This is a genomic window from Actinomadura rubrobrunea NBRC 15275, assembly GCF_001552235.1.
Lineage (GTDB): Bacteria > Actinomycetota > Actinomycetes > Streptosporangiales > Streptosporangiaceae > Spirillospora > Spirillospora viridilutea.
Genome location: NZ_BCQU01000036.1, coordinates 48,583 through 60,550, shown reverse-complemented (window position 1 = coordinate 60,550; position 11,968 = coordinate 48,583). Strand labels below are relative to the sequence as shown.

The window sequence follows — 11,968 nt, the reverse complement described above, 5'->3', positions numbered from 1 at the left end:
CCGGCGACGTGGTGCAGCACCAGCAGCGCCACGTGCTCGTCCGGGCCGAGCCGGAAGAGGTGGGCGCGCAGCGGCGGCTCGGCGGAGATGTCGAACGGTCGTCCCGCGGCGGCGGCCAGGTGCGCGGGCAGTTCGGCCTCGGTGACGTCGGCGACGTGCGGTTCGGGACGTGCGGCGGACGGGTCGAGGACGAGCTGGCGCGGCACTCCGCCGCTGTCGGGCAGGATCGTGCGCAGCGACTCGTGCCGGGCCACGACGTCGCCGAGCGCGGCGCGCAGCGCGTCGCGGTCGAGGGCGCCGCGGATGCGCAGCGCCACGGGCATGTTGTAGGTCGCCGACGGGCCTTCGAAGCGGTTGAGGAACCACAGCCGCCGCTGCGCGTACGACAGCGGGACCGGGTCCGGCCGTTCCCGGCGTTCCAGCGGCGGGCGGCCCGTCTCGCCGGCGGCGGCGAGCAGGGCGGACAGGCCGGCCACGGTGGGGGCCTCGAACAGGGCGCGGACGGGCAGCTCGACGCCGAGGACGCGGCGGACGCGGCTGACGACCCGCATCGCGATCAGCGAGTTGCCGCCGAGCGCGAAGAAGTCGTCGTCGATGCCGACCCGGGCGACGCCGAGCAGGTCCGCGACGATGGCGGCGAGGGCCTCCTCGCGGCCGTCGCGCGGCGCGCGGTAGGGCGCGGCGGCCGGCGCGGCCGGCGGCTCCGGTCTCGGCAGCGCCTTGGTGTCGACCTTGCCGTTGGGGGTCAGGGGCAGCTCGTCCAGCACGACGACGGCGGACGGGACCATCGCCTCCGGCAGGTGCGCCCGCACGTGGGCGCGCAGCTCCTCGGGGTCCACGGTCCGGCCCGGCGCGGGGACGACGTACGCCACGAGCTGCTTGACGGTCGGCCCGGCGGCGGGGCGGCGGAGCCGGTCGGCGCCCGGCAGGCGCAGGTCCCCGAGCGTCGTCTCGGGGTCGGCGGCGACGGCCTCGAGGACGTCGACGTACCAGGCGGCCAGGCGTTCGACGGTGGCCTGGTCGAACAGGTCGCGGGCGTACTCGATGGTCCCGGCGAGCCCGCCGCGACCGTCCCGGTAGGGCTCCAGCAGGAACTCCAGGTCGAACTTGGCGACGCCGACGTCCACCGGTTCCACGGCCACCCTGAGCCCCGGCAGGTCGATCTGCGCCTCGGGGTTGTTCTGCAGGGTGAGCATGACCTGGAACAGCGGGTGCCGGGCGAGGGAGCGGCGCGGGTTCAGCACCTCGACGAGGCGTTCGAACGGCACGTCCTGGTGGGCGAACGCCGCCAGGTCCGTCTCCCGCACCCGCGCCAGCAGCTCGCCGAACGCGGGGTCGCCGGAGGTGTCGGTCCGCAGCACGAGCGTGTTGACGAACACGCCGACGAGATCGTCCAGCCTGGGGTCGGTGCGGCCCGCGACCGGCGTCCCGATCGGAATGTCGGTGCCGGCGCCGAGGCGGGTGAGAAGTGCGGCCAGCGCCGCCTGCAGCACCATGAAGACGGTGACGTTGTGGCGGCGGGCCACGGCGGCGAGCGCCTCGTACAGGCGTTCGGGCACGTCGAAGGGGACCTGGCCGCCGCGGTAGGAGGCGCGGGCGGGGCGGGGCCGGTCGGTCGGCAGGTCGATCTCGTCGGGCACGCCGGCGAGCGTCCGGCGCCAGAACTCCAGCTGCCGGGCGGCCGGGCTGTCCGGGTCGTCCTCGGAGCCGAGCAGGTCGCGCTGCCACAGCGCGTAGTCGGCGTATCGGACGGGGAGCGGCTCCCAGTCGGGGGCGCGCCCGTCGCGGCGGGCCAGGTAGGCGGTGATGACGTCCCGCGCCAGCGGCGCCATCGACCAGCCGTCGCCGGCGATGTGGTGCAGCACGATCAGCAGGACGTGCTCGTCGTCGCGGATCCGGTACAGGTGGGCGCGGACGGGCAGGTCGCGGGACAGGTCGAAGCCGCGGGCGGCGTCGGCGGCCAGGGCGGCGCGCAGGTCGCCCCCGTCCGGGACGCGCGTGATCTCCAGCCGCGGTTCGGCGTCGGGGAGGATCCGCTGGTAGGGGCGGCCGTCCCGGTCGCCGAAGACGGTGCGCAGCGGCTCGTGCCGTGCCACGACGTCGCGCAGCGCGGCGCGCATGGCCGCGTGGTCGAGCGGGCCGGTCAGCCGCAGCGGGATCGGCATGGAATAGGTGGCGGCCGGTCCCTCCAGGCGGTTCAGGAACCACAGGCGTTCCTGCGCGTACGAGACGGGCAGCGGGTCGGGGCGGCGCTCGGCGGGCACGGGCCGCAGCGGGGGGCGTTCGGCGCGGGCTTCGGACGCGGCGCGTTCGGCCAGCCCGGCGACGGTCGGGGTCTCGAACACGGCGCGGACGGGCAGGTCGACCCCGAGGGCGGCGCGGGCGCGCGCCACGACGCGGGTGGCCTTCAGCGAGTCGCCGCCCAGGTCGAAGAAGCCGTCGTCCACGCCGACCCGTTCCACGCCCAGCACGTCGGCGACGATGCCGCACAGGATCTCTTCGCGGACGTCGCGCGGGGCGCGTCCTCCGCCGGCGCTCGCGGTGAGATCGGGGGCGGGCAGGGCGGCGCGGTCGAGCTTGCCGTTGGGGGTGAGCGGCAGTTCGTCCAGCACGACGACGGCGGACGGCACCATGTAGTCCGGCAGCGCCGTGGCGGCGAACGCCCGCAGGTCCGCCGGGTCCGGGGCGGCGGCGCCCGGCGCGGGAACGACGTAGGCGGCCAGCACGGTGTCCCCGGCGGCGTCCGTCCGGGCGACCACCACGCTGCGCGCCACGTCCGGGCGGCGGGCGAGCACCGCCTCGATCTCGCCGGGCTCGATCCGGAAGCCGCGCACCTTGACCTGGTCGTCGACCCGCCCCAGGTACTCGATCTGCCCGTCGCGGTTCCACCGCACCAGATCGCCCGTCCGGTACATGCGCTCGCCGGGCGGACCGAACGGGCACGCCACGAACCGTTCCGCGGTCAGACCGGGGCGGCGCAGGTAGCCGCGGGCCAGCCCGTCCCCCGCCACGTACAGCTCGCCCGGCACGCCCGCGGGGACCGGACGCAGCGCCGCGTCCAGCACGAACAGCCGCGTGTTGGCGACCGGACCGCCGATCGGCGCCGCGCCCTCGGCGTTGCCGTCGTCGAACCAGCCGGTGACGAAGACGGTCGCCTCGGTCGGTCCGTAGATGTTGGAGGCGCGGACGCCGGGCACGCGCTCGCGGGCGTCCCGCAGCAGCCTCGGCGGCAGCGCCTCGCCGCCGAACGCCAGGTCGTCGACGCGAAGGCGCAGGCCGTCGCGGGCCAGCAGCACCGCCAGGACGGACGGGACGCCGCTGACCAGCGTCCCCTCCCAGCCGCCTCGTTCGGCGACCTCCAGCAGGTCCCGCACCACCTCGACGCGGCCGCCCACGGTGAGCGGGACGAGCCACTCGAACACCGACACGTCGAAGTTCAGCGACGTGGAGAACAGCACGCGCCGCAGCCGGTCGGGGCCGTAGAACGCCGCGCTGCCCGCGCAGAAGTCGGCCAGGTTCGCGTGCGAGACGACCACGCCCTTGGGACGGCCGGTCGACCCCGACGTGTAGATGACGTAGGCGGCGTTGTCGGGACGCAGGGGCCGGACCCGGTCGGCGTCGGTGACGTCGTCCGCGGGGTACGCGGTCAGCGTCAGCGCGTCCACTTCAATGCGCGGCGCCCCTTCCGGCAGGCGGGTGCCGCGGGTCGTCAGGACGCAGGCGGGCGCGGCGTCGTCCAGCATGAACGCGATGCGCTCGGCCGGGTAGGCCGGATCGATCGGCACGTACGCGGCCCCGGCCTTCAGCACCGCCAGCGCCGCCGCCACCAGATCCGCGTCGCGCGGCAGCGCCAGCCCGACGACGTCCTCAGGGCCCACGCCCCGCTCGATCAGGTGCCGGGCCAGCCGGTTGGCCCGCGCGTTCAGCTCCGCGTACGTCACCGTCGTCCCGCCGTGGGCGACGGCGGTCGCGTCGGGCGTGCGGGCCGCCTGCGCCTCCACCAGTTGCGGCGCCAACGCGTCGGGCACGCGCAGGGCCGTGCCGGTCCCCTGCTTCAGTACGCGGGCCCGTTCCGCGGCGTCGAGGAGGTCCACCTCGTCCAGCCGCGTCGCCGGATCGGCCTCGGCCAGCCGCCGCAGGAGGCGCAGGTACCGGTCGTGGTGGGCGGCGACCTCCTCGGGGGTGTAGAGGTCCGGGTGCGCCTCGAAGTCGACCCGCATGCCGGAGCCGTCGAGGTTGTCGTAGATGTTGATCGACAGGTCGTCGATCGGGCCGGTGGTGAGGGCGTGCACCCGCGCGGGCAGGCCCGCGAAGTCCAGCCGGTTGTCGAACGCCATGATGTTGACGACCGGGCCGTACAGGCGGCGCCGCTCCCCCAGCAGCCGCAGGTCGCGCAGCAGGTCCTCGCGGCGGTAGCGCTGGTGGCGCAGCACCCGGGCGGCGGTCCGCGCGGTCGTGCGCACCAGCTCCTCGACGGTCATGTCCGGGCGGACGGCCACCCGCAGCGGGAGGACCGTGGACATCATCGCCGGCGTCTCCCGCGCCAGGCGCGTGGCGCGGCCGGTCACCGCCAGGCCCAGGATCACGTCGTCGACGCCGGTCATTCGCGCCACGTACGCGGCGGTCGCGGCGATCGCCAGCGCGGGCGTCGCGGTCCGCAACCGCCGCGCCCCCGCGGCCAGCCGCGCCGCCTCGTCCGGCCGCAGGGCGGCGACGCGGCTGAGGTAGTCGGCGGTCGGCTCGGCCATCCCGTCGGCGAGGCTCGCCGCCAGGGGACGGTCGGCGAACCGCTCCATCCAGAACGCGCGGTCCTTCTGGAAGCGCTCGCTCTCGCGGTAGGCGGCCTCCTCCGCCAGCAGCTCCCGGTACGAGCCGCGCGGGGCGGGCTCGTACTCCTCGCCGCGGGCCAGCCGGGTGTAGACCTCGGCGGCGCGGCGGCTGATGATCGAGCCGGAGTAGGCGTCCTGGATGACGTGGTGCGCGCGGAGGAACCACCAGTGCAGGTCCGGGGACAGCCGCAGCAGCGCGGTCGCGTAGAGCCGGTCGGCGTCCAGCGGCAGCGGCTCGGCCATGCGGGCGCGCATCCACGCCTCGGCGGCGGCGCGCGGGTCCGGCTCGCCGCTCAGGTCCACCAGCGGGATCGTCGCCGTCGGGTCGGGGCCGAGGATCTGGCGGGGCTCCCCGTCGCGTTCGGTCAGGCGCACGTGCAGGGCCTCCGCCTCGTGGGCGGCGACCCGCGCCACGCGGTCGAGCAACGCGTGGTCGACCGGGCCCTCGATCTCGATGTACTGCGCGATGTGGATCGGCGTCGCGGGCGTCAGCTGCTGCGCGTACCACACCCCGCGCTGCGCCGCCGAAAGTGGCACGTACTCAATGGAGGACATCAGGCAATTGCTTTCCCGGTCGCGAGGGGATTTCGATTCCGCGACAAGTGACCACCGAAGTTGCGAGCCGTTCCCCGTCCCCTTTCCCCGAGTCGCGGCCCGGCCCCCGTGCACCGAGCGCGCCGTCCCGGTCGCGCTCCGGATTGCCCGGGCCGGCAGGTGCGGCCGCCGCTTTGTCGGCCCGGATGGGGATCCGCCCTCCGACCTTGTCTACCGCCGAGTAGCGGGGCCACAGTCAACCAGCCCGTCCGGCGGACTGGCAATCCCCCAAAAAGCAGAACTTGCCCCGGCGAAATGCTCACGCCCGTGACAAAAGCGCGCCCGCGCCGCCGCGCGCCGCGCCCGCCGGGCGCGCGGCGGGTGACAAAGAACGGCGACCGATCAAGGACGGCGCGATTACCGTGCGTTATGGCCGCGGCGGCGCGGGGTGCTCGTGGACCACCACGGCGGCGGCGCCGACGGACGGGTGCCGCCGCAGCACGGCCTCGATCTCGCCCAGCTCCATCCGCACCCCGGCGATCTTGACCTGGCGGTCCACGCGGCCCAGGTACTGCAGGACGGGCCGGTCCTCCCCGCCCTCCCCCGGCGGCAGCAGCCGGACGGCGTCGCCGGTGCGGTACAGCCGTCCCGCCGGGTCGAAGGGGTCGCGGTAGAAGGCGGCGCGGGTGCGTTCGGGGTCGCCCAGGTAGCCGCGTCCCACGCAGACGCCGCCGACGAACAGCTCGCCCGTCTCGCCGAGGTCGCAGGCGCGCCAGGCGCCGTCGTCCTCGCCGCGCAGCACGTACAGCCGCGCGTTGACGATCGGCGTGCCGATGGGCAGGCGCAGCAGGTCCAGGTCGCCCTCGGTGACCACGTGGTGGGTGACGTCGTCGGAGCACTCGGTGGGGCCGTAGGCGTTGAGCAGCCGCGCGTGCGGCGCCGCGGCCAGCCAGCGGCGCGCCAGCTCGGCGGGCAGCTCCTCCCCGGTGGCGATCATCCAGCGCAGCCCGTCCGGCACGCCGGACCGGCCGGAGTCGGCCGCCAGGTCGTCCAGCAGGTGCCGCACCATGGTGGGCACCAGCTCCGCGACCGTGATGCCGCGCCGCTCCACGGCCCGCGCGAACGCGACCGGGTCGTGCGCCGCCTCGTCCTCGACCACCTCCACGCGGCCGCCGACGAGCAGCGGGCACAGCATCTGCCACACCGAGATGTCGAAGCCGAGCGGGGCGGTCTGGGCCACCGCGTCGTCCGCGGTCAGCCCCAGGTCGACGATCTTGGCGTGCAGGTGGTTGACCATGCCGCGGTGCTCGACGACCGCGCCCTTGGGCCGGCCGGTCGACCCGGAGGTGAACAGCACGTACCGGGGCTGGTCCAGGGAGTCGAGCCGGGCGGGCCCTTGCCAGGGCGGGCACTGCTCCGCCTCCGACGCCCGGACGATCCGGCATCCGGCCTCCCGCGCCCCGTCGACCAGCGCCGATCCCCGCGCGGAGGCGTCGTCGGCGACGAGCAGGAGGCCGGCTCCGGCCTGGTCGAGGACGTCGCGGACGCGGGCCGCGGGCCAGGCGGTGTCGACGGGCACGTACAGGGCGCCGACCAGTTCGATCGCCAGGAACGCCGCGACCACGGCGGCGCCGCGCTCCCCGCCGACGCCGACCACGGTGCCCGGCTCGACGCCCGAGCGCTCCAGCAGCGCGGCCAGGCGGCGCGCCTCGGCGGCCAGGTCGGCGTAGGTGAGGCGGCGGTGGCGGTCGCGCACGGCGAGCCGGTCGCCCTCGGCGGCGCGGCGCTCCACCCGCGCGATGACGGGTTCGCCCAGCTCGACGGCGTGGTCGCGCGTCATCCCGTACCGGGCCGCGCGCTCCCGGGCGCGTTCGGCCTGGTCGTCGGGGAGCGGCAGCGCGGGCAGCTCGTCCAGGGTGAGCAGCCGGTCGACGGCCCGTCCGCGAGCACTCATGTTCACTCTCCGTGAGGTCCGACGTCGTTCCCGTCATCACAAAAAAGCACCGCGACGTCAGCTTATGGCGCCTTCCGCGAAGATTCTCGCTTTCCGTGCTACGCGCCGGTAAGTAGGGGGTTGCGGGGGGACATGCCCGAAGGTACGGTGATGATCCGCCATGGGCCCCGGCGCCTTGGCGCGGATTCGGGGGGCTCGGGAGCGACGAAAGCCATTCCGGGAAATTCGGCGCGGTTCCCGGGGGCTCCGCCGAACCGCCAAATGCCATTTGTTCGAGGGTGGCAGCGTGCCCATCATCAGCTCGCCGCAGGACTTCAATGTCGAAGATCTCTACGTGGACCTCCGGCCGGTGCTCGGCTGCCCCCTCTACCTCAAGTGCGAGGGCTTCAATTTCGCCGGGTCGGTCAAGCTGAAGGCGGCCGCGGAGATGGTCGACGCGGCCGAGCGGGTCGGCGCGCTGACCCCCGACTCGGTCCTGGTGGAGTCGTCCTCGGGCAACCTGGGCGTGGCGCTCAGCGTCATCGCCGCGGCCCGCGGCCACCGGTTCCTCTGCGTCACCGACCCGCGCTGCAACCCCGCGACGATGCGGCTGATGCGGGCCCTCGGCGCCGAGGTCCGGGTGGTCTCCCGGCCCGACGCGGCGGGCGGCTACCTGGAGAGCCGCATCTCCTACGTGCGCGAGCTGTGCGCGTCCGACGACCGCTACCTGTGGCTCAACCAGTACGCCAATCCCAACAACTGGCTGGCGCACTACCGCGGCACCGCGCCCGCGATCGACCGCGGCTTCCCGGGCCTGGAGGTGCTGTTCGTCGGGGCGGGCACCACCGGCACCCTCATGGGCTGCGCGCGCTACTTCCGGGAGCGGCGGCGCCCCGTCACGATCGTGGCGGTGGACGCGGTCGGCTCGGTCACCTTCGGCGGCGCCCCCGGGCGGCGCCTGGTGCCCGGGCTGGGCACGAGCAGCCGCCCGCCGCTGGTCGACGAGTCCTATATCGACGACGTGGTGCACGTGCCGGAGACCGACACCATCCGCACCGTCCACCGGTTGTCGGCGCGCGGATTCCTGTTCGGCGGCTCCACCGGCACCGTGGTGTCGGGCGCCGAGCGGTGGCTGGCCGCCAAGTATCCCGGCGCCGACCCGGTCGCCGTCGCGATAGCGCCCGACCTGGGCGAACGCTATCTGGACTCGCTGTACGAGGAGCGCTGGCTGCGCCGCCACTTCCCCGACCTGGCGGACGAGCTGTTCCCCGGCCCGGCGTCCGGCGACCGCTCCGCCGCCGACCCGCTCACCGACCACGCCGACCCGCTCACCGACCGCGCCGACCCGCGACGGAGCCGCACATGACCCAGCCCCCCTCCTTCGCCGTGATCCCGGGCGACCAGGTGGCGGACGCCCTCGGCGGCCGCGAACGCCAGGTCATCGAGACCGTCGAGGCCGCCTACCGGCGGCACGGCGAGGGCGCCACCGTCAACCCCGACTCCTACTTCCTCCGCTTCCCCGACCGGCCGTCCGCGCGGATCATCGCGCTGCCCGCCTCGCTCGGCGAGGTGCACGGCATCAAGTGGATCGCCAGTTTCCCGGAGAACGTGGCGGACGGGCTGCCCCGCGCGTCGGCCGTGCTCGTCCTCAACGACGCCGAGACCGGCTACCCGTTCGCCTGCCTGGAAAGCTCGATCATCAGCGCGGCGCGCACCGCCGGGTCCGCCGCGCTGGCCGCGACCCGGCTCGCCGACGCGCGCGGCGCCGCCCGCCCGCGCCGCGCGGGCTTCGTCGGCGCCGGGCTGATCGCCCGCTACGTGCACACCTACCTGCGGGCGGCCGGGTTCGCGTTCGACGAGGTGGCGGTGCACGACCTGTCCCCGGTGCACGCGGCGGGCTTCCGCGGCTACCTGGACCGCGCGGGCGAGTCCGCCGTCACCGTCCACGACCGGGCCGAGGACCTGATCCGCTCCTGCGACCTGGTGGTCTTCGCGACCGTGGCGGGCGAGCCGCACGTCGCCGACCCCGCCTGGTTCGCGCACGCGCCGCTGGTGCTGCACATCTCCCTGCGCGACCTGTCCCCGGAGATCATCCTGTCCGCGTGGAACGTCGTGGACGACGTCGACCACTGCCTGAAGGCCGGCACCTCCCCGCACCTGACCGAGCAGCGCGTCGGGCACCGCGGCTTCGTCGCCGGGACGCTCTACGACGTGCTGACCGGCGCCCTGGTCCCGCCCGCCGACCGGCCCGTGATCTTCTCCCCGTTCGGCCTGGGCGTCCTCGACCTGGCCGTGGCGCTGCAGGTTTACGAGCACGTCGCCGCCGCCGGCCGGCTGCACACGGTCCCGAACTTCTTCCACGAGCTCGACCGCTACGGGTGAGACGGGCCCGGCGCCCGTGTCTGAACCGCCGCGCAGGGGGCATGGGGCCGACATGGAGGAGCGACGCGGCGACGTCCAGGAACTGAGCGACTTCGAGCTCGTGGTGTACGAGACGGTCGCCGAGATCGACAAGGACGGCGCCACCGCCGACCTGGCCACGCTGAACCGGCTGATCGGCGGGCCCGAGGAGGACATCCGGGCGGCCCTGGCGCACCTGCTGGCCGTGAACCACCTGCGGTGCGGCGACGCGGGCTTCGTCCTCGGCCCGCACGACTGGGCCCCCTGACCGGCCGACGCCGGCGCCCGGGAGCGGCGGCGGCCCGCTCCCGGCGCCGCGCCGGCGGCGGCGCGTCACTCGTGGCCGCTGATCGGGTGGGGGCGGTAGGGCGCCTCCAGGCGGGCCTTCTCCTCGTCGGTGAGCGTCAGCCCGGTCGCGGCGACCGCCTCGGCGAGGTGCGCGACCTCGCCCGCCCCGATGATCGGCGAGACGACGCCCGGCCGGTCGAGCAGCCAGGCGAGCGCGACCCGCGCCATCGTGACGCCCCGTTCGCCGGCGACCGCGCGCACCGCGTCCGCGATGTCGAAGTCGCTCTCGTCGGTGTAGAGGAGCTCGGCGTACCGGTCGGTGCGGGCGCGCAGCGTGTGCCTGCCGCCGCCGCGGCTGCGGGTGCCGGCGAGCATGCCCCTGGCCAGCGGGCTCGCGCCCGGCTCTGGTGCCCGCCCGCGTCCCTGGGGCAGGATGGGGACCGGTACCAAGCATGCGTTTGGTTGGGAGGCTGGCGGGATGGGGCCGGACGCCACCGAGGAGCTGCGGGAGCTGCGGGACACGCTGCGGCGGTTCTTCGCCGACGCGTCGCCGAGCGCGCGGGTGCGGCGGCTCATGGCGACGGACGAAGGCTACGACCCGCGGATCTGGGCGCAGATGGCCGGGCAGCTCGGGCTGCAGGGGCTGGCCGTCCCGGAGCGGTTCGGCGGCGCCGGGTACGGGATGCGGGAACTGGCGGTCGTCATGGAGGAGATGGGGCGGGCGCTGGTGTGCGCGCCGTTCCTGTCCTCGGTGGTGCTGGCCGGGTACGCGCTGCTCGGCTCGGGGGACGAGGACGCCGCCCGCGACCTGCTTCCGGGCATCGCCGACGGGAGCGCCATCGCCGCCCTGGCGTGGATGGAGGACGAGCGCTGGGACCCCGACCGCGTGCGGACGGCGGCCCGCCCCGCGCCGGGCGGCTGGGTGCTCGACGGCGCCAAGACGTACGTGCTGGACGGCGGCATCGCCGACCTCATCCTGGTCGTGGCCGACCGCGAGGGCCGGCGCGCGCTGTTCGCCGTGCGCGGCGACGCCGACGGACTCGCCCGGACGCCCCTGCCCACGCTCGATCAGACGCGCAAGATGGCCCGGCTGGAGTTCCGGGGCGCCCCGGCCCGGCCGGTGGGTGCCTACGACCCGCGCGTCATGGACCTGGCGGCGGTGGCGCTGGCGGCCGAGCAGCTGGGCGGCATGCAGCGGGCGCTGGAGATGACGGTGGAGTACGTCAAGGTGCGCCGCCAGTTCGGCCGTCCGATCGGCTCCTTCCAGGCCGTCAAGCACCGGTGCGCCGACATGTTCGTGCTGGTGGAGTCGGCCCGGTCGGCAGTGGCGCACGCCGCGGACGTCGCCGACGGCGCCCCCGAGGAGCTGCCCGTCGCCGCCGCGCTGGCCCAGGCGTACTGCTCGGAGGCGTTCTTCCGGGTCGCCGCCGAGACCGTCCAGCTCCACGGCGGCATCGGGTTCACCTGGGAGCACGACGCGCACCTGTACTTCAAGCGGGCCGCGTCCTCGCGGGAGCTGCTCGGCTCCCCGGCGGCGCATCGGCGGCGGCTGGCCGAGCTCGTCGGGATCACGGGTGCAGCGCCAGCCCCTTGAGCATCTTGTCCAGCGGGTTCTTCGGCCCGTACAGGCCGAGGCCGACCAGCGGCATCTCCTCGGCGGCGACGGCGCGGACGGTGGCGCGGTTGTCGACGTCGTTGCCGGTCTTGAACATGTCCTCGATGTACACGGCCATGCTCACCTCCCGGGCCAGGGCCCGGGCGTGGACGCGGGCGAGGTCCTCGCCGGTGCCCGCGTACACCAGGACGGGCTGGCGGAACATCGGCAGGTAGCGGTCGCCGGAGGCGTTCTCGTACGGCTCGCCGATCAGATCCGGATGCCCGGCGGCGACGGCCCCGGCCAGGAACGCGGTGACGTTCAGCCGCTGCCAGGCGGCCAGGTCGTCCCGCACCACGATGGCGATCTTGGTGGTGACGCGCATGGGCG

General features: G+C 75.1%; 8 protein-coding genes. 4 read left to right on the top strand and 4 right to left on the bottom strand.

Features of this window, described 5'->3' with window-relative positions; translation table 11 throughout:
- Both AR3_RS13715 and AR3_RS13710 read right to left on the bottom strand, forming a co-directional pair.
- Positions 1-5,384: non-ribosomal peptide synthetase (locus AR3_RS13715; protein ID WP_157406666.1), on the bottom strand; the 5,384-nt coding region annotated here is incomplete at its 3' end.
- 406 nt (positions 5,385-5,790) lie between these two features.
- Positions 5,791-7,317, bottom strand: coding sequence for an amino acid adenylation domain-containing protein (locus AR3_RS13710; protein ID WP_067914045.1), 1,527 nt, complete (start codon positions 7,315-7,317; stop codon positions 5,791-5,793).
- 286 nt (positions 7,318-7,603) lie between these two features.
- On the opposite strand from AR3_RS13710, the gene sbnA reads away from it, so the two are divergent.
- Genes sbnA through AR3_RS13695 form a run of 3 tightly spaced genes read left to right on the top strand, consistent with a single transcriptional unit; the run spans position 7,604 to position 9,964 of the window.
- Entirely contained in the window at positions 7,604-8,662 is a 1,059-nt protein-coding gene (gene sbnA, locus AR3_RS13705) for a 2,3-diaminopropionate biosynthesis protein SbnA (RefSeq protein WP_083951473.1), read from the top strand.
- Positions 8,659-9,678 (top strand): 2,3-diaminopropionate biosynthesis protein SbnB, encoded by a 1,020-nt coding sequence (sbnB, locus tag AR3_RS13700; protein ID WP_067914041.1) that lies wholly within the window; start codon positions 8,659-8,661, stop codon positions 9,676-9,678. The genes sbnA and sbnB overlap by 4 nt, the downstream gene beginning before the upstream one ends.
- A gap of 52 nt (positions 9,679-9,730) precedes the next feature.
- Complete coding sequence (locus AR3_RS13695) at positions 9,731-9,964, top strand: hypothetical protein (protein WP_067914038.1); 234 nt, start codon at positions 9,731-9,733, stop codon at positions 9,962-9,964.
- A gap of 65 nt (positions 9,965-10,029) precedes the next feature.
- Here the strand turns inward: AR3_RS13695 and AR3_RS32610 are convergent, their stop codons facing one another.
- Positions 10,030-10,560, bottom strand: a complete 531-nt coding sequence (locus tag AR3_RS32610) for an aldo/keto reductase (RefSeq protein WP_083951472.1) — start codon at positions 10,558-10,560, stop codon at positions 10,030-10,032.
- On the opposite strand from AR3_RS32610, the gene AR3_RS13685 reads away from it, so the two are divergent.
- Positions 10,463-11,578: an acyl-CoA dehydrogenase family protein gene (locus AR3_RS13685; RefSeq protein WP_067914032.1), complete on the top strand. Its 1,116-nt coding sequence runs from the start codon at positions 10,463-10,465 to the stop codon at positions 11,576-11,578. The two genes, AR3_RS32610 and AR3_RS13685, sit on opposite strands and share 98 nt — an antisense overlap.
- Here the strand turns inward: AR3_RS13685 and AR3_RS13680 are convergent.
- Entirely contained in the window at positions 11,553-11,963 is a 411-nt protein-coding gene (locus tag AR3_RS13680) for a PTH2-like family protein (protein WP_083951471.1), read from the bottom strand. The genes AR3_RS13685 and AR3_RS13680 overlap by 26 nt on opposite strands.
- Between the last annotated feature and the right edge of the window lie 5 nt (positions 11,964-11,968).

What these genes read in the sequence shown, in the direction of transcription:
- AR3_RS13710 (WP_067914045.1), bottom strand. Translation starts at nt 7,317, where the DNA reads ATGAGTGCTCGCGGACGGGCCGTCGACCGGCTGCTCACCCTGGACGAG.
- sbnB (WP_067914041.1), top strand. Translation starts at nt 8,659, where the DNA reads ATGACCCAGCCCCCCTCCTTCGCCGTGATCCCGGGCGACCAGGTGGCG.
- AR3_RS13695 (WP_067914038.1), top strand. Translation starts at nt 9,731, where the DNA reads ATGGAGGAGCGACGCGGCGACGTCCAGGAACTGAGCGACTTCGAGCTC.
- AR3_RS13685 (WP_067914032.1), top strand. Translation starts at nt 10,463, where the DNA reads ATGGGGCCGGACGCCACCGAGGAGCTGCGGGAGCTGCGGGACACGCTG.
- AR3_RS32610 (WP_083951472.1), bottom strand. Translation starts at nt 10,560, where the DNA reads ATGAGCCGCCGCACCCGCGCGCTCGGCGACGCGTCGGCGAAGAACCGC.
- AR3_RS13680 (WP_083951471.1), bottom strand. Translation starts at nt 11,963, where the DNA reads ATGCGCGTCACCACCAAGATCGCCATCGTGGTGCGGGACGACCTGGCC.